The organism is uncultured Arthrobacter sp., from assembly GCF_902805515.1.
Lineage (GTDB): Bacteria > Actinomycetota > Actinomycetes > Actinomycetales > Micrococcaceae > Arthrobacter_D.
Genome location: NZ_CADCTE010000121.1, coordinates 67,419 through 87,399 on the forward strand (window position 1 = coordinate 67,419; position 19,981 = coordinate 87,399).

A 19,981-nucleotide genomic window follows, 5' to 3' on the forward strand; every position below is an offset into this window, starting at 1 on the left:
CCCCGCCCGCAGTGCCTCCGCCGGCCCATGCTACGCCCGGGCGCAGCCGTCCGGCAGCCGGGCCGCCGTGCCCGCCCTAGATCCAGCCGGCGTCGCGCGCCTTGACCCCCGCCTGGAAGCGGCTGTCGGCCCGCAGCGTCTCGAGCATCCAGGCGATGTGCCGGCGGCAGGTGCGCACATTGATGTCCAGGCGCCTGGCGATCGATTCGTCGGACAGTCCGGCGGCCAGCCCCTGAAGAATCGCGTGCTGCATGCTGTTGAGGGGGGTCTGCGTCGGATCCGGGGCCAGGAACGGCTCGCTCAGTTCCCACGCCACATCGAAGAGCAGGGTGAAAATATGGATCAGGCTGGGGTCTCGGATCACCAGTGCCGCCTTGTCTCCGGCGTCGAGCTGCCGGGCCACGAGGGCGAGCTTCTGGTCGAAGATCATCATGCGCAGCGGTACAAAGGGAAGCGCCCCGAATTCACCGCCGCCGGCCTGGATGGCGGTGACGGCCTTACGCGTAGGGACGTGGTCGCGGGTGCTCACGTCGTAGAGCGTGCGGCGCCGGACGCCCCGGTTGAGGAGGTCGAGGTCCTTGCGGATGCTTTCCTCGTGCACATCGGCGGTGGAGCCCTGGCCGGGCTGGGCAATCAGGACCTTTTCGGAGACGTCCCTGCCGTAGTCAATCAGCACCCGGTGGATCAGGTGGGGATCCTCGAGGGTTTCCACCGAGGTGCTCGACACGCTCTGCTTGCGCGCCTCGAGGAAGATCGGCACGAGGCTTGAAAGCTCCCGTCGGCGTGAACTGATGCGCATCTTCAGCTCCTGCAGGGACCGTTCGTCGGCGTCGACGAGGTCCGCGAGGGCGACATCGGGTGAGACCGCGACGAAGCCGGCGGTGCCGGCGGCCTGGGGGCCGAGAAGCCGGCGGGCCTGAAGCTCGGTCATGGCATTGTCGATCTCGCGCAGCGTCAGTCCCAGCGCCTCGGAGGCCTGCTCTTTGGTCCACCCGGGATGGCCGACGGCGTACCGGTACAACTCAAGGCATGAACCGTCGAGCATGAGACCCCCTTCTGGACGGACACCGGGCGGCGCGTCGGCGGCCCGCCCTTCCCCAGAGTACAGAGGAGTCCGGACCGCCCCGCTTTCGCGTGGCGGTGCTCCCGCCGACCCGACGATGCGAAAAACATGGCATGTCCAGTTAATGACACCGGGGACGGAGCGGCAACCCGCCAGCGTTGGCGCTCGGATATTCCGCGTACTGGCGGGAAATCCCGCGGGTATCCGGGCCGCGGCGGCGGCCGCCGGAATGGTCGGAAGTCCGGTTCCGGCCATGTCCTGAAGCGGCCATCGCGGAGGCTGGACACGCCGGGACACTCCGACCATTCTGGGTAGACCGGAAAGGCGGTGCTGGTGGAACGGCGGCATCGAGAGGCCCGACAGGTTCGTCGGCCATCCCTTCCGGAAACAGTCCCACTGCGAAAGGTGATCTCCATGAAGAAGCTCCTCGGCACAGCCGCCGGAATCCTCATCCTCATGGGCACGGTGTCACCGGCGGGCCCGGCCCTCGCGGCAGGCAGCGCCGAGTCACCGCGTGGAGACCTCGTCGCCGGCAGTTGGGACTGGCCGAAGTAAGACGGAACGCCGTGCGTGTTGGTGCGGCGGTGTTCCCCCCGATCCCGCCCCAGCGGGGTAACCACTAACCCTGAAGGAGAGGGCCCATGAGTCAGCTCACCACCGTTCGAACCGCCTCACGAACGGCCGGGAGCACTCAATGGTGGCACCTCACCTTCACCACGGGTGGCTTCGATGTAGCGGACGGCATCATCGAAGAGCTGGTTACCCCCCTGGTGGCGCAGGCCCGCTCGCTGGGAGCCAAACGCTGGTACTTTTCCCGCAGCGGCGACCCGGCCACCCAGGTGCGGGTGAACATCCAGGCCCACCCCCGCGTCCTCGAGAAGCTCCAGGGCCTCCAGCGCGACCAGCGGATTCACCGCAGCGCCGCTCGGCCGAAGGTCTCGATCCGGCAGCACACCTCCAGCCCGGCGGCGGACCTCTACTACTTCGGCGGAGTCGGGGAACCCGATCCGCAGCTCGAGTCCGATCTCATCACCTACGGCGGCGCGGCCGGGCTCGAACTGGCCGAGCAGGTCTTCGAACTCAGCTCGGACCTGTCCCTGTGGGCCGTGCAGCGGTTCACCCGGATGCAGAGCCGCTCGGCACTGGGGGCGCTGATTCTCTTCGATTCAACCCAGGCAATGATGCGCGGGCCGCGCTCGGGCACCTGGCCCGAGCGGCGGCGGGACTCCTGGGACTCCTATTGGGACAACCACCTTGCGGCCTGCACCGCCGAGCTGGGCGTGCGAGCGCCGGCCGTCCGGCAGGCCATGACCGAGCAGGTCCGCGCCAAGAGCCCGGCGTTCCACAGCCTCATGGGGGCCACGGCGGCCGAAGCGACCGTCCAGCACTGGCGCCGGCGGTGGTTCTCGACCCTCGACGGCTACCTGAGCAGCGCGGACAAGGCCGGCGTGAGCCGCGGTGCCCGCCACCTGACCGTGTACCAGGCCCACATGACCCTCAACCGGCTGGGGTTCCTGCCCCGGGAGGAGGCGGCCCTCGGACTTCACGCCCGGACCTGGAGCCCGCCGCTGCCGACGGGGGCCCGGCGCCGGCAGCACAGTACCTCCTGACCGCCACGACCCGCAGCGCCCCCCACCAGAAGAAGGTTCCCATGAGCGACCGCAGTGATTTCGTTATCGCCGCCGACGACCGTGATCTGACAGTGGCCCTTGGATGTTCCGCCGCGGCGCTTGCGTCCCTGAGGGACAGCGGGGTCCTCGCAAGCTCCGGCGAACTCTGGGAGGTGGGCCCGGCGAGGGACTACCTCCGGGACGCAGCCTGGGCCGACAGCCTGTGGCACTGAGCACCGGCGCGCCCGCCACCGCTTAACGGCAGGAAGGCCGGGCAGCTGCCCGGCCTTCCTGATTCACACCAGCAAAAAGCTCCGTTATGCGGCGGCCGGTTCCTTGGCGGCACCGGAGAGCGCGTTCAGGATCGCGCTGACCTGCTCGACGAGCTCGGCGTCATCCTTGGGGTGGATTTCGGCGAAACGGTTCATGCTCAGGGGCACTGAGAGCTGCGCGTCCTCCAGCACCGATGCGCCGGCAACGCCGAGCGAGCGGCGGGCGTCGTCATGGGCGCGCGCTGCACCGTAGGGGCTCATGGAGGAGCCGATCACGGCTGCGGGCTTGGTCGAGATGGAGCTCTCGCCGTAGGGGCGGGAGGCCCAGTCGATGGCGTTCTTCAGCACGGCGGGCATGGTGCCGTTGTACTCGGGGGAGACGAGCAGGACTGCGTCGGCCTCGGCTACGGCGGCACGGAACTTCGCGGCCGCGGCCGGGACGGCGCCGGGCACGTCGATGTCCTCGTTGTAGAACGGGATGGCGGTGAGGTCGTCATAGGTCACGATGCTCACATCACCCGGGGCAACCGCAGCTGCAGCTTCGGCGATCTGGCGGTTGTGGGAATCTCCGCGGAGGCTTCCGACGAGGGTGAGGATTGTCGTGGTCATGGGTACTCCTTGTGGGGTCATGGGGTCCGGCCTAGGGGCCGCTGTCCAGTGTAACCGGACCGTAGTCCACTTTATTCCGGACTATGCTTGGAGTATGTCGGGCGGCGATTCAGTGCTCCGGCTCTCCGGCAACGACGGCGAGCGGGCCGATGCCGCGCGCAACCGCCGGCTCCTGCTCGAGGCCGCCGTCCGCATCGTGGAGCTGTACGGCCCCGAGAAGCTCACCATGGACGAGGTGGCACGCCACGCAGGGGTGGGAAAGGGCACGCTGTTCCGCCGGTTCGGGAACAAGACGGGTCTGATCCATGCGCTGCTCGATCAGTCCGGAAGGGACTTCCAGGCAGCCTTCATGTTCGGGCCGCCTCCCCTCGGCCCCGGGGCCGCCCCGGTGGACCGGCTGAGGGCGTTCGGCGAGGCCTCGATCCGGCGGTGCGACTTCCAGGGCCAGCTGCTGCGGGCCGCGCAGGAGGGTCCGGAGGCGCTCAGTCACCCCACCCAGCGGCTCGCCCGGCAGCACCTTGGGCTTCTGCTGCGTGAGGCCGGAACCACCGGAGACCTCGAACTTGCTGCGTACGAACTTGCCGCCTACCTCAATGCCGGGCTGCTGATCCACCTTCAGGAGGAACGCCGGATGCCGCACGAGCGCCTCGTCGCCGGCTGGCACGAGCTGGTCGAGCGCTTCCTGCCAAGGTAACCCGCCGGGCCCGGGGACGGGCCGCAGGACGCGCCTGCCCGGGGGTGGACGGACGCACCCCGGTAGGCTGGGGCCATGCATAAGATCCGCGCGGCGCTCTTCGGTTTTGGTCTCGGTGGAAGGGTCTTCCATGCCCCTTTCCTCGCCGCTGACCCTCGGTTCGAGCTTAAGGTCATTGTCACCTCCGATCCGGGGCGCGCCACGGCCGCCCGGCAGGCCTACCCGGGGGCCGCCGTGGTGTCCTCGGCGGAGGAGGCCCTCGCCCGCGCCGCCGACCTTGACCTGGCCGTCATCAGCACGCCGCCGGCCACCCACGCCGCGCTGGCCGCAGCGGCACTGGAGGCCCCGCTCCACGTTGTCGTCGACAAACCCTTCGTCGTCGACAGCGCCGAGGGCGCGCGGCTGGCCGAACTGGCCTCCTCGGGTTCGCGGGTCCTGACGGTCTTCCAGAACCGGCGCTGGGACGGCGACTTCCTCACCGTGGAACGGCTGGTCCGGGAGGGCGCCCTGGGCCGGGTGCGGAGGTTTGAATCACGCATGGAGTTCTTCAAGCCCGAGGTCGCCAAACCGTGGAAAAAGAGCGCCGGCCCCGACCAGGGCGGGGGTATCCTCTACGATTTGGGTCCGCATCTGATCGACCAGGCCCTGCGGCTCTTCGGTCCGGCCACCCTTGAGCATGCGGAGCTGGCCACGGCCCGCTCCGGCGGCGGCCCCGACGACGACGCCTTCGTGGTCCTGCGCCATGAGCAGGGAGTTCTCTCCCACCTGGCGATGAATTTCCTCGCCCCGCAGGCGGGACCCCGGTTCCGCATCACCGGATCGGAGGCCTCCTACACGAAGTGGGGCGTCGATCCGCAGGAAGCTTCGATCGAGGCCGGGATGCTTCCCGGGGACCCCCTGTACGGGCGCGAACCGCAGGAACTGTGGGGCCGGCTCGGCCACGATCCGTCGGCGGAGCCGGTGGAGACGGCCCGCGGCGACTACGGCGGGTTCTACCGGCAGCTCGCCGGGGCGGTCCGCAGCGGCGGAGCCGTTCCGGTGGAACCGGAGGATTCCCTGGCGGGCCTGCGCCTCATTGAGCAGGCCCACCGGCTTGCGGGCGGCTAGATCAGTTCCCGCCAGTCCTCGGCAAGCTGGAGCCCGTGCGCCTCGGAGACCGAGGAATGCGCCACCCGGCCGGAGGCCGTGTTGAGCCCGCGGGCCAGGGCCGGGTCCGCCTCGAACGCCGCGCGCACGCCCCGGTTGGCCAGGGCCACCGCGTAGCGCAGGGTGACATTAGTCAGCGCGTAGGTCGAGGTGTTCGGGACGGCACCGGGCATGTTGCCGACGCAGTAGAACAGGGAGTTGTGGACCTTGAAGGTCGGCTCCTGGTGGGTGGTCACGTGCGAGTCCTCGAAGCAGCCGCCCTGGTCCACCGCGATGTCGACCAGCACGCTGCCCGGCTTCATCCGCGAGACCATGTCGTTGGTGACGAGCTTGGGGGCCTTCGCCCCTGGGATGAGGACCGAGCCGATGACCAGGTCCGCCTCGAGCACCGACTTCTCGATCTCGAAGGCATTCGAGGCCACGGTCTTCACCCGTCCCGCGTACTGGGCGTCGATTTCGCGCAGTCGGGCGATGTTGATGTCGAGGATCGTGACCTCCGCCCCGGTGCCCACTGCCATGGCCGTGGCGTTCGTGCCGTCGACACCGGCGCCCAGCACCGTGACCTTGGCCGGGCGCACCCCGGGGACTCCGCCCAGCAGCAGGCCCGGACCGCCTGCGGGGGCGGTCATGACCTGGGCGCCCACCTGGACCGAGAGCCGCCCGGCGACCTCGGACATCGGGGCCAGCAGGGGGAGGGCGCGCCCGTCCTGCACGGTCTCGTAGGCGATGGCGGTGACTCCGGCGTCCAGCAGGTTCCGGGTGAGTTCGGCCTCGGCGGCGAGGTGCAGGTAGGTGAAGAGAATCAGGCCCTCGCGGAAGCGGTGGTATTCCTCCTTGATCGGCTCCTTGACCTTGAGGACCATGTCCACGCGCCCCCAGACCTCGTCGGCGTCCTCAAGGATCTGGGCGCCGGCGGCCTGGTATTCCGCATCGGTGATGTTGGAACCGGTGCCGGCACCCGTCTCGATCAGCACGGTGTGTCCGTGGCTCTGGAACTCGTGCACCCCCGAGGCCGTGATGGCGACGCGGTACTCGTTGTTCTTAACTTCTTTCGGGACGCCGATGATCATGGGGTTCTCCAGGTGTCGTTCGGGCAGACGCCCGGTGGGGCGTGCTTCAAGTATGAGCGGCGCCCAAACCGCTGTCTGCTGCTTTGCCGGGGTTGATCGCGTGCCAGCTGCGGGATGCAGCGCGGGGCGTTGCCCGCCCGGCCGGCGTCCGGTCCCGACGGTGCCCGCGCTGGCGCGCAACGCCGGGGCTGCCGCGGCTGCCTGTGTCCTCGATCACTAGCAGCGGGGGCCGGTGAAAGCAATCGACATCTGTCGAATTCGGGAGCGGCAAATGTCGCCCCGCTGCCGGTGCAGCCCCTAGGCTGGCGGGATGCACACCTCCGCCATCGAGGACGCCGTTGAACGGATTGCCGGGACGCTGCGCCGGGGCCTTTCACTCGAGGACCTCGACGGCGTGTTGGTGGCCTACAGCAGCCACCAGAGTTCCGCGGACCGGGTCCGGGTCAATTTCCTGCTGAGCAAGAAGGTTCCCGCCGACGTCGGCGCCTGGCAGCTTCGACACGGGATCGGAACGGCGGTGCGGCCGGTGGCGGTCCCGGCGAATGCCGACCTGGGGATGCTGGGCCGGGTGTGCGTGCCGCTGCTGGTCAAGGGTTTCCGGGTGGGATATCTGTGGGTGCAGCAGGAGTCCGAGGCTGATCCCGCCGCGGATATCCTCACCGCCCTTCCCCGGGTCCGCCCGGAGCTGGACCGGCTCGCCGAGCTTCTGCTCGAGGGCAATACGGCCGACTCCGAGCACCGCACGCGCCGGGAGGCCGACTTCCTGGCCGCCTGCGATGGCACCGCCTCCGCCCTCGAGGACCTCCGGGGGTGGCCGGAGGTCGACGAGGGCGGTCCGTGGCAGCTCGCCGTGATTGCCGACGCCGGCGGCCCGCGGGCGCGGCCGGCCGATCCCGAAGCGGGCACGCTGATGCACCGGTCCGTCGCCCTGCAGGCGACGGTCGGCGTCGAACCGTTCCTTTTCAGCGCCGGCGCGCCGACGCATGCGGTCCTCCTCCTCCGCGCAGGGGTCGGCTATGCCGCACACGCCGATGTCCTGCGGCGGTACGGGGAGGGCCTGGCCAAGCGTGCGGGGCGTCCGGCCGCGCTGCTGGTCCTGGGCCTGGGGGAGCCCTTCGCGGGCCTTGACCGCCTCGCCGAGTCCTACGGCCAGGCCCGCTGCGCAGCGCAGGCCGCCGGCGTCGAGCCGCAGCTCGGCACCATCGTCGAATACCGCTCGATCGGCGCCTACCAGATGCTTGCGGCAGTGGGCTTGCGGGCCGCGGCGGCCCGGAGCATCTATTTCGCCGAGCTGGAGGAGCAGGACCGAGCAGGGGAGCTGCTGCCGGTGCTCGAGCTGCTGTACGACAAGAACGGGTCGGTTCAGGATGTCGCGGCGCAGCTGCACCTGCACCGCAGCAGCGTGTACAACCGCCTCGCCCGGATCCGGGCGATCATCGGGGCCGATCCACTCGGAGGTGCGGTGCGGCTCGAACTGCATCTCGCGCTAAAGGCCCGCCGCTGGATGCTCCGTCCGAGGTTCTGAACCGGCACTGCGGGAGCCCTGGCGGCGGAGCCACTGCTCGATGTCGCTGCGCCGGATGCGCCGGTGCGAGCCGCGGTACTCGGTGGCGATCTCCCCGGCATCGGTGAGGTTGCGCAGATAGGTGGGGGAGATTCCGGCCAGCTCGGCGGCCTGCGAGGTCGTCAGCAGCTCGGCCACCGAGGAGCACTGCACGGTGTCGCCCGCCCCGAACCGTTCGAGCAGGTCGACCACCGCCTCGCGTGCGCCCGGGGGCAGGCGGAACGCCGTCCCGTCGACGAAGACGGTGATGTCGGAGCTGCCGGCCAGCCCCCGTTCGAGCCTCGCGGCCTCGGCGGAGGGCAGCGCATCGGTGGTGCGGGGGGCTCGTGGCGGCATGGGGACATTGTGCCAAAGATGGGCGTCCTGCGGGTTCGTCGGGCTCCCTTTTCCCAAAGCTTGCGTCCGGCCGGGCGGCGCCGATGTGCTGCCCGGACTATCCGGTGGTCTGGACCGGTAGTATCCTAAGTCGATCAGTATCCTTACTTCCGTTCGCGGCCGACGTCGACCGCTTGAAGCGAGATGGTGAAGGCAATGACGACGATCAACTCAACACCCGGCGCAGCCCGGCTGGGGGCGGCCCCCGCCGAAACCGGCGAACGCCCGTGGTGCCACCGCTGCGGCACCGACGATTTCCTGATTTTCGAAGAGTACGTACCGCCCCGGCTCCCGAGCGGCGGCGGGGCGATCCTTCCCGCCAGCGCGGGTTACTCCTGCTCGGAGTGCGGGGGATTCGCCGCGCATACGGTGCCGGCGGACTGGAGCCCGCCCCACTGGTTCTGGTACAGCTGACCAATCCGGGCCGGTTTCCCTCCGTCGCGCACCGGCCTTGACCTTGACGCTGCGTCAACTCCTACGCTGGATCCGGCACGGAATCCAGAACGGGAGAACAGAACGTGGAACGGTCGATCCAGGACGTCGCGAGACTCGCCGGCACCACCAGCAGGGCCCTGCGCCACTACGGGCAGCTTGGCCTCCTTGAGCCGTCGCGCGTAGGCGCCAACGGCTACCGGTACTATGACGACGACGCACTGGTGCGCCTCCAGCGCATCCTCCTCCTGCGCGGATTCGGGCTGGCACTGCCCGCCATCCGGGACATCCTCGACGGCGGCGAACAGCCGGCCGCTGCCCTGCGCACCCATCTGGGACAGCTGCGCCGGGAGCACCAGCGGATCGGACAACAGATCGAATCGGTGCTGGGCACCGTACGGAGTCTTGAGAGAGGGGAACCCCTGATGGCCGAGAACATGTTCGACGGCTTCGACCACACCCAGTTCAAGGAGGAGGTGGAGCAGCGGTGGGGCGCCGACGCGTACGCCGCCGGAGACTCCTGGTGGCGGGCGAAGAGCGATGCCGAGCGGAAGGACTACGCGGCGGCGGCTAAACGGCTCGCCGACGGCTGGGTGGCCGCGGCGTCCGGCGGCGAGCGCCCCGACGGGCCCCGCGCGCAGGAACTCGCCGCCCGGCACGTCGAATGGCTGTCGGAGGCGCCGGGGATCCCCCGCGAGGACGGCGGACCGGCCAAGGACTACATCACCGGGCTCGGGGAGATGTATGTCGCCGACCCCCGCTTCAGCGCGGTCTACGGAGGACCGGAGAAGGCAGGCTTCGTCCGCGACGCGCTGAAGGCCTACGCTGACGCCAACCTCTAGGACCCGGCCGGCTCCCGCCGGCCCTCTCCAGCGCGCCGCGCCTGCCACGCCGCGGAAACCGGACGGGCACGGCGGGGCAGGCGCGGGCGCTATTGACCCTCCCCGGCACAGATGGTTCGATAATCGCGTGCGCCCCGAGGCGCACCGGACGTGGGAGGCCCAGTCATGGGACCAGCTTTTCCATGGGGCGGGAGCAGGAAAGCTGCTCAACACGAAGGTGCAGGGCCGGGCTGCCGGCCGGCCCGAGGGCGGACGTGACTGCCCCGGCGGCGGGCCAGCGGAGGGCCGACGGGACAAGGGGGCTTACCGCGATCCTCACCGTCGACGACGAACCGAGCGTCTCCCGGGCGGTGGCCCGGGACCTGCGCCGGCGCTTCGGTGAACAGTACCGGATCGTGCGCGCCGATTCGGGGGCCGAGGCGCTCGAGGCGCTGCGGGAACTGAAGCTCCGCGGCGACGAGGTCGCCCTGCTCATCGCGGACCACAAGATGCCCGAGATGAACGGCATCCAGTTCCTCGAAGCAGCCATCGACATCTACCCGGCGGCCCGCCGGATGCTGCTGACCGCCTACGCCGACACCAGCGCGGCCATCGACGCGATCAACGTCGTGGACCTCGACCACTACCTGCTCAAGCCCTGGGACCCGCCCGAGCAGAAGCTGTACCCGGTCGTCGATTCCCTCCTTGAGGCCTGGCGGAGTGCGGACCGCCGGCCCGTCCACACCACGACCCTGGTGGGCCACCGGTGGTCCGCGCGGTCCGTCGAGGTGCGAGAATTCCTGGCCCGGAACCAGGTCTCCTACCGCTGGCTGCCGGTCACGGAACCGGAGGCGCAGCGGATCCTGGCGGCGGCAGGCACCGACGGTTCGGCCCTTCCGGTGGTGGTGACGGCCGGTGGGGACGCCCTGATCGCCCCCACCGACACCGTCCTGGCCGAACGCGTGGGCCTGAGCACCGCCCCGCTCAAGGATTTCTACGATCTCGTGGTGGTCGGCGGGGGTCCGGCGGGCCTCGGGGCCGCGGTCTACGGCGCGTCCGAGGGCCTCCGGACGGTCCTCGTTGAGAAGAACGCCACCGGCGGGCAGGCCGGGCAGAGCTCCCGGATTGAAAACTATCTTGGCTTCCCGGACGGGGTGTCCGGTGCCCAGCTGGCCGACCGGGCCCGCCGCCAGGTCTCCAAGTTCGGCGCCGAGGTGCTCACCACCCGCAACATGACCGGGCTTGAGGCGCGGGGCGGGGCGCGCGTCGTGACCTTCGATGACGGGACGGAAATCGCCGGGCATGCGGTGGTGCTGGCGATGGGCGTGGCCTACAAGACCCTGGCGGGTGAAGGGCTCCCGCACCTCACCGACAGGGGTGTCTTCTACGGTGCTGCCACCGCCGCCGCCGCCGACCTCGCCGGCGAGGACGTCTACATCGTCGGGGGAGCAAATTCCGCAGGGCAGGCAGCCGTGTATTTCGCGCGGACGGCCCGCTCGGTCAAGCTGCTGATCCGTGCCTCGAGCCTGACGGCGTCGATGTCCTCCTACCTCATCGACCAGATCGAGGGGACCGCGAACATCGAGCTCCTGCTCCAGACGGAGGTGGCGGCGGCCCGCGGCGAGGACCACCTTGAGGGGCTGACCCTGCGGAACCGGGAAACGGGTGCGACCCGGGAGGTGGCGACGAACTGGCTGTTCGTCTTTATTGGAGCCGATCCCCACACGGAAAACCTCGAGGGGGCTCTCGTCCGGGACAGCCGCGGGTTCATCGTGACCGGCAACGACCTGCTGACCGACGGCAGGCCCCCTGCGGACTGGCCGCTCGACCGTATGCCGTACCCGCTCGAGACCAGCATCCCCGGGGTGTTCGTCGCAGGCGACGTGCGCGCCGGCTCGGTGAAACGGGTGGCCTCGGCGGTCGGCGAAGGCGCCATGGCCGTCACCCTCGCCCATCGATACCTGGCCGCGCAGTGAACGGGGGCCAGCGGTGCGATCCGGAGGAGCTCCGCACGCTCTTCCTGTTCGAAAGGCTCACCGAGGAGCAACTTGCCTGGATCTGTGAGATCGGCACCATCCGCTCCTACGGGGCTGAGACGATCTACAGCGAGAACACGCCAGCGGAGGTTTTTTACGTCCTGCTCGACGGCGAGGTGGTGCTGACCCGCCGGGTCGGCGACGACGACGTCGAGCTCATCCGCACCAGCCAGCGTGGCGTGTACGCCGGCGCGGTGCAGGCCTACCTCGGGGACCGGGTACCCCAGGTCTATTCGACGTCCTTTCGGACGAGCAGGCCCAGCCGCTTCCTCGAGATCGGGGCCGAGGACTTCGGCAACCTCGTCGGCGACTGGTTCCCGATGGCGCTGCACCTGCTCGAGGGACTGTTCCTGGGTATGGAGAACACCCGCGAGGTGATCGCACAGCGGGAGCGGCTGATGGCACTGGGCTCCCTCTCCGCCGGACTGACCCACGAGCTCAACAACCCGGCGGCGTCGGCGCTGCGGGCCACCTCCGTGCTGCGGGAACGCGTTGCCGCCCTTCGTGACACGATCCATTTCGCGGCGGGCCTGACCGTGGCCCCGGAGGCGCTCGAGCGGCTCGTCGACCTGCAGGAAGAGGCGCTGCGCCGGTCCGCGCACGTCGGAACCCTCGGCCCGCTTGAGGTCTCCGACCGGGAGGACGCGCTCGCCGACTGGCTCGAGGACCACGGGGTCCAGGGCAGCTGGGAGCTGGCCGCGACCTTCGTCCAGGCCGGCGTCGGCGAGGACTGGCTGAAGGAGGCCGCGACGGCCGCTCCCGACGGTGACATCAATGGGGTGCTCCACTGGCTGGCCAACGTGATCGTCACCGAACAGCTGATGAACGAAATCCAGGATTCGACCTCCCGGATCTCCACCCTGGTCGAAGCGGCCTCCCAGTACTCCCAGCTCGACCGCGCGCCCTACCAGGAGGCCGACGTGCGTACGCTGCTCGACAGCACCCTGGTCATGCTGGCCCAGCGCATCGGTGCCGGGATCACTGTCGAGAAGACCTACGATCCCGACCTGCCGATGCTTCAGTGCTACCCGGCCGAACTCAACCAGGTCTGGACGAACCTCATCGACAACGCCGTGGCCGCCATGGAGGGCCGGGGCCGGCTGACCGTGACCGCCGTCCGCGAGCGCGACACCGTCCTCGTGGAGATCGGGGACACCGGGCCCGGCGTTCCCCGGGAGCTTCGGGGCCGCATCTTCGAGCCGTTCTTCACCACCAAACCGGTGGGCAGCGGAACGGGCCTCGGCCTGGACATCTCCTGGCGGATCGTCGTGAACAAGCACCACGGGTCGCTGAAGCTGGTCAGCGACCCGGCCACGGCGTTCCAGGTGCGGCTGCCGCTGCGGCAGCCCGCTGAGGACGACGGGGCCGGCCCCGCCCCGGCGCAGGAAGCCCGGGCCGCGCACGGATGAACCTCGCCCTGACCCTGCTCGCCGTCGTGGCCGTCATCTGCGCCGCCAGCGCCCTGGCCACCCGGTGGCGGATGTCGGCCCCGCTGCTGCTCGTGATCCTCGGAGTGATCGGGTCCTACCTGCCGTTCATCCCGCCGGTGCGACTCATCCCCGAGATCGTGCTGATCGGCATCCTGCCGCCGCTGCTGTACGCGGCCGCCCTTCGGACCCCCGTCGTGCAGTTCCGGGCCCTCAAGCGGCCCATCGCGCTGCTGTCGGTCGGCTACGTCATCTTCGGCACGGTCACCATAGGACTCCTGGTCGCCTGGCTGATCCCCGAGGTGCCGCTGCCGGCCGCCTTCGCCCTGGGTGCCGTCGTCGCGCCCCCGGACGCGGTCGCGGCCACCTCCATCGCGCGGCGGGTGGGCATGCCCCGCCGGGCGGTGGCGATCCTCGAAGGGGAGTCCCTCGTCAACGACGCCACCGCCCTGGTGCTGCTGCGCTCCTCCGTCGCCGCGCTCGCCGGGAGCATCAGCCTGCTCGAGATTGCCTTCGAACTCGTGATGGCCGCCGCCGGCGGTGTTCTCATCGGCGCCGGCGCCGCCCTGGTGCTGCTGGGAATCCGCAGGCGCCTGCGGAACGTGCCGATCAACACGGCGATGTCCCTGGCCGCACCCTTCGTCGCGTTCCTGCCCGCCGAGGCCCTCCACACCTCGGGGGTGCTCGCGGTCGTCGTGGCCGGCCTGATCATCGGCACCCGGACGCCCTCGATGCCCGGCAGCGCCTCACGGCTGAGCCAGCGCACCAACTGGGCGACTGTCCAGTTCCTCCTTGAGAACGCGGTGTTCCTGCTCATCGGGCTGCAGGTGCGCTCGATCGTCGACGCCGCGTTGATGGATACGATGGGCCCGGCACGGGTCTGGACCGTGTGCGGCATCATCCTGCTGGCGGTCATCGTGCTGCGCCCGGTCTGGGTCTTCCCCGCCAGCTACCTGCCCCGGCTCCTCCCGCGGATCCGGACCGCCGAACCTCCGCTGCCCTGGCAGCTCCCGGCCGTCGTCGCATGGGCCGGGATGCGCGGGGTGGTGACGCTGGCTGCGGTGTTCGTCCTCCCGGAGGACATTCCGCACCGGCCGGTGCTGATCCTCGCCGCCCTCGTCGTGGCCGCCGGCACCCTGGCCATCCAGGGTTTCAGCCTGCCCTGGGTGGTGCGCCGGCTCGGGCTGCGCGGCCCCGACCGCCGGGAGGATGCGCTGCAGCGGGCCCTGCTGGTGCGCCAATCCGCCGCGGCCGGCCTGGGGCAGCTTGAGGGGCGCATCCTTGCGGAGGACTCCCCGGAGCTGCTGGGGATGCTCCGGCGCCGCACCAAGGAGTGGAGCGCCGCGGCCTGGGAGCGCCTCGGACCTCCCGAGGAGCAGCTCCAAACACCGAGCCAGCGGTATTTCGAACTGCGGATGGTGATGCTCGACGCCGAACGCCGGGAGGTGCTGAAGCTGCGCCGGCAGGGCCGCTATGCCGCCGAAGTGGTCGATGAGGTCCTCGAGCGGCTCGACTCCGAGGAGGCGATGCTCGAGACGTTCCTCGCCGAGGAAGCGGACGAGCCCGGCGGGACAGTTCCTGCGATGGGCCCGGCCGCCCTGGCGGATCCGCGCGACCGGCCCGTCCGGGACGGGTGCGCGCATCTTCAGGACGCGCCCGAACGGCAGGCCCCGGCAGACCCCCGGTGCCTTGACTGCGTCCGTGAGGGGACGACGCCGGTGCACCTGCGGATGTGCCTTGAGTGCGGCGAGGTCGCATGCTGTGAATCCTCCCCGGGCCTGCATGCCGACCGGCACTTCCGGAACACGGGGCATCCGCTGATGCGCAGCGTCGAACCGGGCGAGTCGTGGCGGTGGTGCTACCTCGACGAGGTGCTTGGCTGATGCCCGGCCGCCGTCCGCCCGCTGCGGGAAGCCGGCACGCGCGGAGCGCAGACGAAAGGGCCCGCCCGGCGGCTGCCGGACGGGCCTGGTGCGGGCTGATCAGCGGAGGGACCGATCAGCCCGCGATTCGATCAGCGGGAGAACTGCTCAGCGCGGGGACCGATCAGCCGGCGGCCTTGATCAGTTCGGCGGTGTCGGCGCGGAACAGTCCGCCCTGCCGGGTGCCGACGAACAGCCACTTCCCGTCGTCGCTCGCGTCAAGCGAGGTGACCGAGGTGGAGGCCAGTCCGGCGGACACGTTCTTCCAGGTGACGAGTATCGACATGGACATCCTTCGTCACGATCGCCTTTTGGCGTGCCGCAACTCTACGGTTCCATGCATCGAATGAATGGCCGCGGGAGGCCCATGGCCGAAGCAGGCCAAAAATGGTTGAACGGCGGTCCTATGGCGTCGTCGAACCGTCACACCCACCCGCGGCGTGCTGCCTCCGCTCCGGCCTGGAACCGGTTGGCGGCACCCAGCTCCGCCATCAGGTCCTGGCTCCTGCGGCGCAGGGTGCGCGCCGACATACCGAGCTGGCGGGCGATGACCTCGTCCTTCAGACCGGCGCCGATCAGGGTGAGCATCGCATGCTCCTCAGGGGTCGGTGCCCGCTCCGCCCGGCGTCCCGGAGTCCCGAGACCTCGGGCGATGGCCTCGGAATTCCCCGGCACCGGGATGGCCGAGCGCCAGTAGAACTCGAACAGCTGGCAGAGGGCCTCAACCAGCGGAGGCGACTCGGTGACGAGGGCGTCGAAGCGTTCCCCCTCCAGGGTGAGGGACACCATGGCGACCGTGCGGTCGGCAATGGCCAGCTTGAGGGGGAGCTCCGGTGTTGCCCGCGCCTGTTCCCCGCGGGCGACAAGGCGCTGGACCTCCTCCCAGCTGCCCTCGTGCTCGAAGCTGGCGGCCGAGTAGATGGCCCGCCACGACACGCCGCGGTCGAGCACCACGGGTTCGAGCGGGTTCGAGGATGCCGACACGTAGGGAGGCCGGTCGAAGGCAAGGAATTCCCTGCCCGCCTGGTGCTGCAGCCGCACGTACCAGGCGGCCAGCGCATCGGCCCCGCTCAAGACCTGTGTCTGGGGCGCGTCGGCCGGGCTCGAGCGGCCGGCGTCGAACTGGTCCGCCAGCACGCCGATGTGGTCGCGGATGCGGGCCAGGCCGTCGCTGTGCCGGTCGGTGAGGATCCGCAGGGCGAAGCGGGGATCGACCGGCGCGTAGTCGCCGTCCGCGGTGGCCCGCCGGGCGACAAGGCCCATCCCGCGCAGTTTATCGAGGCGGTCCTCGGCCTCCGCGTGGGAGATTCCGAGTTGTTCCGCCACCACGGGGACGCTCGCCGCCCCCTGCCGCAGCACAAGGTGGTAGATGCGTTCGCTGGCCCCGTCGATTCCGAGCAGGTCGAGAACGGTCTCATCCTTTGCCATGGCAGAAAGCCTACCGACGCCGGACCCGTACCGCCGCAGCCGGACCGATGATGAACAGCCCCCGGCGCGGGGGATTTTCCGGGGCGGTTCCGTCCCCGTTGGATAATGGGCCGTTCCCCTCAGTAGTGTTTCCCTATGGCCTCCCTTCGAAACAGCCGCGCCGCCGCGCTCCCAGCCAAACTTTCCCGATCCTGGCTGCTGGCTTCAGCGGCCTCGGAGGCCAACTTCGCTCCGGCGCTTGCCTCCGAGGCGGACTCCGTCATTTTCGATATGGAGGACGCGGTGCCCGCCGACGCGAAGGTTGAGGCGCGGGACCGGGTTGTCGAGGCGCTGTCCAGCGGCATGACCGCCTGGGTGCGCGTCAACGGGATCGAAACCGACTACTGGGCCGATGACCTCGCGGCGCTCTCCGGGCTCCCGGGGCTGCGGGGGGTCATGCTCGCCATGACGGAGAAGCCCGAGCAGGTGACCCATACCGCCATGCGCCTCAAGGCCGGAACCCCGGTCCTCGCCCTGGTGGAATCGGCGCTTGGCATTGAAAACGCCACGGCCATCGCGAGTGCTCCGGGAACGTTCCGGCTGGCCTTCGGGGTCGGCGACTTCCGCCGCGACACCGGCGCCTCGGACGACCCTCTCGCACTCGCCTATGCACGGTCGAAGCTTGTGGTCGCATCACGCGTAGGTCAGCTTCCGGGCCCCATCGACGGCCCCACCGTCGGGGCGTTCGGTGATGAGCTGCTGCAGGCGAGCAAGGTCACCGCCTCAATGGGGATGACCGGCAAGCTGTGCCTTTCTCCTGACGCGACCGACACCATCAACCGGGCGCTCTCGCCGAGCGAGTCGGAGATCCAGTGGGCCGTGGAGCTGCTCAGCGCTCATGCCGCCGGCGCGGTGGTGGGGGATGGCTCCTACCTTCCGCGGCTGGCGCGGGCGCAGAAGATCTCCTCGCTCGCCGACTCCTACGGACTCTGGAACGCCTGAGCCGCCGGGTCGCCGTCCGGTGTCTTAGGCGGCCATGGCCCGCTGCTGCTGCGCGCTGAGCGGCGAGGCCCCTCCACAGTTGGTGCACACCATGGAACGGCTCTTGCGCACTGTCAGCAGCGGGATGAAGAACACCGTGAACTTCGTTGCCCGCTGAATAACCTGCTGCGGGGCGAAGCGCCCGCAGAAGTGGCAGCTGGCGGAGCGGGAGAACAGGACGCGCTCGCGGGTGGTGAGGCCGAACAGGAAAAACATTGTGCTCCTTCGATGGCGCGGGGTTGGTCCGAGGGCTCAACGCTACCCGCAGTCCGAAGGAAATAGGAAGCATGCTGATGATTGACTTGCCGCCGCCTGTCCGGGTGCCTTAACCCAAAGACGCCCCGCACCAGGGTGCGGGACGTCCTTGGAAGGTTGAGGTTACTGCCGGCGGTACTTATTGACCATGGGGCAGTCGAAGGGGTCGCGGGCGGAGAGGCCGACCCGGTTGAGGTAGGTGACCACGGCCCCGTAGGAGGCCGCCAGGCCCACCTCGGTGTAGGGGACCTTGAGGCGTTCGCAGTGCTCGCGGACGATCACGGCGGCACGGCGCAGGTGTGGGCGCGGCATGTCCGGGAAGAGGTGGTGTTCGATCTGGAAGTTCAGGCCGCCGAAGGCGTTGTTCACGAATGCTCCGCCGCGGATGTTGCGCGAGGTGAGGACCTGCTTCTGGAAGAAGTCGAGCTTGCTGTCCTCGGGCACGATCGGCATGCCCTTGTGGTTCGGGGCGAACGAGGCGCCCATGTAGACGCCGAACACGGCCATCTGCACGCCGAGGAAGGCGAATGCCATGCCCACCGGGAGGAACCAGAAGAGGATGCCGAGGTAGGCGGTGAAGCGGGCCGCGAGCAGGGCCAGTTCGACCCAGCGGCCGGTGACGGTGCCGCGGCGGAACAGGGTCACGAAGGAGCGGGCGTGAAGGTTCAGGCCCTCCAGGGTGAGCAGCGGGAAGAACAGGTAGCCCTGCCGGCGGGTGATCCAGGCCTGCAGGCCCCGGGCCTTGGCGGCGTCCTCTTCGAGGAAGGAGATGGTGTCGACCTCGATGTCGGGGTCCTTGCCGCGGGTATTGGGGTCGTTGTGGTGGCGGGTGTGCTTATCGATCCACCAGGCGTAGCTGATGCCGACCACTCCGGCGGCGAGCACGCGGCCGGACCAGTCGTTGGCGCCGCGGGTCTTGAAGATCTGGCGGTGGGAGGCCTCGTGGGCAAGGAAGGCCGTCTGGGTCAGGACCACTCCGAGCACCGCGGCGATCAGCAGCTGGAACCAGGTGTCGCCCAGCAGGGCGAAGCCGGTCCAGGCCGCGCCCATGGCCAGGGCTAGCAGGATGAACACCGAGACATAGAAGCGCCGGCGCCGGTTCAGCAGCCCCTCCTTCCGAACCTGCTTGAGGAGGACCGAATAGGACGCAACAACGTCATTTGGTTTGGCGATCCGGACTTTGCGGCCGGCGGCTGTGACGCTCATAAATATCCCTGGGGGGTCGGGTCGGCTTCCCAGCCTTCGATGGGGGCGAGCCCCGCAGATTCCTTCACTCTACGCGTACTCCCTGTGTAAAGCGTGTGCCAATTCACTTTGGTTGCGTTTGTCCCATCCGGCTGTTAGAGGTGCGCCGGCGCGGTGCCGGCGGCGCGGCGGGCACTAGACTGGGGAGCTATGCGCGCCATTGCCAAGTACCGCACCCCCATCGTCTGGCTCCTCGTCGTGGCCCTGATCCTCAGCGTGGGAGCAGGGTTCTTTTCCGCCGTCTTCTAGGCCTGCTTGTCTCCCTCCCGCCGGGCGGCCTAAGGTAGTAAGCAGGCTTAGCTTCTGGCGAACGCCTTCGTCCGGGTCACCTCGGAGGCCCGGGACCCAACCGGCAACGGAGGAAAAATGAATCCACATTCTGCAACCAGTGACCAGTACACGTTCCAGAACCCTGTGACGCGGTTCGAAAGCATCGCTCCGCCGAAGCAGGACCAGCCGGAGCCAGGACTGGACCGGGACCTCGCGCCCCACGCCGACCGCGGGGAGACCTCCTACCGCGGCACCGGTCGGCTCGAGGGCCGCAAGGCCCTGATCACCGGCGCGGACTCAGGAATCGGTGCCGCCGTCGCCATCGCCTTCGCGCGGGAGGGCGCCGACGTCGCCATCGGCTACCTGCCGGAGGAGGAGCCCGACGCCGACACCGTGATCCGGCTGATCGAGGAAAGCGGGCGCAAGGGCGTGAAGCTCCCCGGCGACGTCAAGGACGCTGACTTCTGCCGCTCCATGGTGCAGCAGGCCGCCGAGCAGCTGGGCGGCCTCGACATCCTCGTGAACAATGCGGCCAAGCAAGTGGCGGTCGAGTCCCTCGAGGACCTGACGGACGAGCAGCTCGAGCACACGTACAAGACGAACATCCAGTCCTTCTTCTGGATCACGCGGGAGGCCCTGAAGTTCCTTCCACCGGGTTCCTCGATCGTCAACAGCACTTCGATCCAGGCCTACGAGCCCTCACCGACGCTGATCGACTATTT

21 protein-coding genes are annotated in these 19,981 nt (G+C 69.5%); 13 read left to right on the top strand and 8 right to left on the bottom strand.

Translation table 11 applies throughout. The features are described from left to right. Nucleotides 1-76: 76 nt before the first annotated feature. Complete coding sequence (locus QZX79_RS10760) at nt 77-1,045, bottom strand: LuxR C-terminal-related transcriptional regulator (protein ID WP_159620536.1); 969 nt, start codon at nt 1,043-1,045, stop codon at nt 77-79. Between the two features lie 432 nt (nt 1,046-1,477). On the opposite strand from QZX79_RS10760, the gene QZX79_RS10765 reads away from it, so the two are divergent. The 3 genes from QZX79_RS10765 (at nt 1,478) to QZX79_RS10775 (ending at nt 2,906) form a co-directional block, all read left to right on the top strand. Further along, nucleotides 1,478-1,618 (top strand): hypothetical protein, encoded by a 141-nt coding sequence (locus QZX79_RS10765; RefSeq protein ID WP_294568278.1) that lies wholly within the window; start codon nt 1,478-1,480, stop codon nt 1,616-1,618. Nucleotides 1,619-1,704: 86 nt separating this feature from the next. Next, nucleotides 1,705-2,673, top strand: coding sequence for a lantibiotic dehydratase C-terminal domain-containing protein (locus QZX79_RS10770; protein ID WP_294568279.1), 969 nt, complete (start codon nt 1,705-1,707; stop codon nt 2,671-2,673). A 41-nt stretch (nt 2,674-2,714) separates the two neighbouring features. Further along, nucleotides 2,715-2,906: a hypothetical protein gene (locus tag QZX79_RS10775; protein WP_120166358.1), complete on the top strand. Its 192-nt coding sequence runs from the start codon at nt 2,715-2,717 to the stop codon at nt 2,904-2,906. An 84-nt stretch (nt 2,907-2,990) separates the two neighbouring features. Here the strand turns inward: QZX79_RS10775 and QZX79_RS10780 are convergent, their stop codons facing one another. Continuing rightward, a complete protein-coding gene (locus tag QZX79_RS10780) occupies nt 2,991-3,554 on the bottom strand; it encodes an NAD(P)H-dependent oxidoreductase (protein ID WP_294568280.1) in 564 nt (187 codons plus the stop codon). A gap of 94 nt (nt 3,555-3,648) precedes the next feature. Here QZX79_RS10780 and QZX79_RS10785 point away from each other — a divergent pair, with 94 nt between their 5' ends. Together QZX79_RS10785 and QZX79_RS10790 are read left to right on the top strand one after the other, a co-directional pair. Further along, entirely contained in the window at nt 3,649-4,248 is a 600-nt protein-coding gene (locus QZX79_RS10785; protein WP_294568281.1) for a TetR/AcrR family transcriptional regulator, read from the top strand. Between the two features lie 75 nt (nt 4,249-4,323). After that, entirely contained in the window at nt 4,324-5,355 is a 1,032-nt protein-coding gene (locus tag QZX79_RS10790) for a Gfo/Idh/MocA family oxidoreductase (RefSeq protein WP_294568282.1), read from the top strand. Here QZX79_RS10790 and ald read toward each other — a convergent pair. Beyond that, on the bottom strand, nt 5,352-6,464 hold the full coding sequence (gene ald / locus QZX79_RS10795) for an alanine dehydrogenase (RefSeq protein WP_294568283.1): 1,113 nt from the start codon (nt 6,462-6,464) through the stop codon (nt 5,352-5,354). The two genes, QZX79_RS10790 and ald, sit on opposite strands and share 4 nt — an antisense overlap. Nucleotides 6,465-6,774: 310 nt before the next feature. Here ald and QZX79_RS10800 point away from each other — a divergent pair, with 310 nt between their 5' ends. Further along, on the top strand, nt 6,775-7,989 hold the full coding sequence (locus QZX79_RS10800; RefSeq protein ID WP_294568284.1) for a CdaR family transcriptional regulator: 1,215 nt from the start codon (nt 6,775-6,777) through the stop codon (nt 7,987-7,989). Here the strand turns inward: QZX79_RS10800 and QZX79_RS10805 are convergent. Continuing rightward, nucleotides 7,951-8,364 carry a helix-turn-helix domain-containing protein gene (locus tag QZX79_RS10805; protein WP_294568285.1) on the bottom strand — a complete coding sequence of 138 codons (414 nt, stop codon included), beginning with the start codon at nt 8,362-8,364 and terminating at the stop codon, nt 7,951-7,953. The two genes, QZX79_RS10800 and QZX79_RS10805, sit on opposite strands and share 39 nt — an antisense overlap. 195 nt (nt 8,365-8,559) lie before the next feature. Between QZX79_RS10805 and QZX79_RS10810 the strand changes: the two genes are divergently transcribed. From QZX79_RS10810 to QZX79_RS10830, 5 genes are all read left to right on the top strand, one after another. After that, entirely contained in the window at nt 8,560-8,817 is a 258-nt protein-coding gene (locus tag QZX79_RS10810; protein ID WP_294568286.1) for a hypothetical protein, read from the top strand. 104 nt (nt 8,818-8,921) lie between these two features. Next, nucleotides 8,922-9,677: a MerR family transcriptional regulator gene (locus QZX79_RS10815; protein ID WP_294568287.1), complete on the top strand. Its 756-nt coding sequence runs from the start codon at nt 8,922-8,924 to the stop codon at nt 9,675-9,677. A gap of 254 nt (nt 9,678-9,931) precedes the next feature. Further along, complete coding sequence (locus QZX79_RS10820; RefSeq protein WP_294568288.1) at nt 9,932-11,632, top strand: FAD-dependent oxidoreductase; 1,701 nt, start codon at nt 9,932-9,934, stop codon at nt 11,630-11,632. Continuing rightward, nucleotides 11,629-13,101 (top strand): ATP-binding protein, encoded by a 1,473-nt coding sequence (locus QZX79_RS10825; protein ID WP_294568289.1) that lies wholly within the window; start codon nt 11,629-11,631, stop codon nt 13,099-13,101. Before QZX79_RS10820 ends, QZX79_RS10825 begins: the two co-directional genes overlap by 4 nt. Next, nucleotides 13,098-15,002, top strand: a complete 1,905-nt coding sequence (locus QZX79_RS10830) for a cation:proton antiporter (protein WP_294568290.1) — start codon at nt 13,098-13,100, stop codon at nt 15,000-15,002. The genes QZX79_RS10825 and QZX79_RS10830 overlap by 4 nt, the downstream gene beginning before the upstream one ends. A gap of 163 nt (nt 15,003-15,165) precedes the next feature. On the opposite strand, the gene QZX79_RS10835 is transcribed toward QZX79_RS10830, so the two are convergent. Both QZX79_RS10835 and QZX79_RS10840 read right to left on the bottom strand, forming a co-directional pair. Next, a complete protein-coding gene (locus QZX79_RS10835) occupies nt 15,166-15,327 on the bottom strand; it encodes a hypothetical protein (RefSeq protein ID WP_294568291.1) in 162 nt (53 codons plus the stop codon). Between the two features lie 137 nt (nt 15,328-15,464). Further along, nucleotides 15,465-16,469 carry a helix-turn-helix domain-containing protein gene (locus tag QZX79_RS10840; protein WP_294568292.1) on the bottom strand — a complete coding sequence of 335 codons (1,005 nt, stop codon included), beginning with the start codon at nt 16,467-16,469 and terminating at the stop codon, nt 15,465-15,467. A 135-nt stretch (nt 16,470-16,604) separates the two neighbouring features. Between QZX79_RS10840 and QZX79_RS10845 the strand changes: the two genes are divergently transcribed. After that, entirely contained in the window at nt 16,605-17,450 is an 846-nt protein-coding gene (locus QZX79_RS10845) for a CoA ester lyase (RefSeq protein WP_120166385.1), read from the top strand. 24 nt (nt 17,451-17,474) lie between these two features. Here the strand turns inward: QZX79_RS10845 and QZX79_RS10850 are convergent, their stop codons facing one another. Further along, entirely contained in the window at nt 17,475-17,705 is a 231-nt protein-coding gene (locus QZX79_RS10850; RefSeq protein ID WP_294568293.1) for a zinc-ribbon domain-containing protein, read from the bottom strand. A gap of 162 nt (nt 17,706-17,867) precedes the next feature. Then, a complete protein-coding gene (locus tag QZX79_RS10855; RefSeq protein WP_294568294.1) occupies nt 17,868-18,950 on the bottom strand; it encodes an acyl-CoA desaturase in 1,083 nt (360 codons plus the stop codon). Nucleotides 18,951-19,355: 405 nt separating this feature from the next. Here QZX79_RS10855 and QZX79_RS10860 point away from each other — a divergent pair. After that, nucleotides 19,356-19,981, top strand: a 626-nt coding sequence (locus QZX79_RS10860) for an SDR family NAD(P)-dependent oxidoreductase (protein ID WP_294568295.1), incomplete at its 3' end; no start/stop codon positions are given.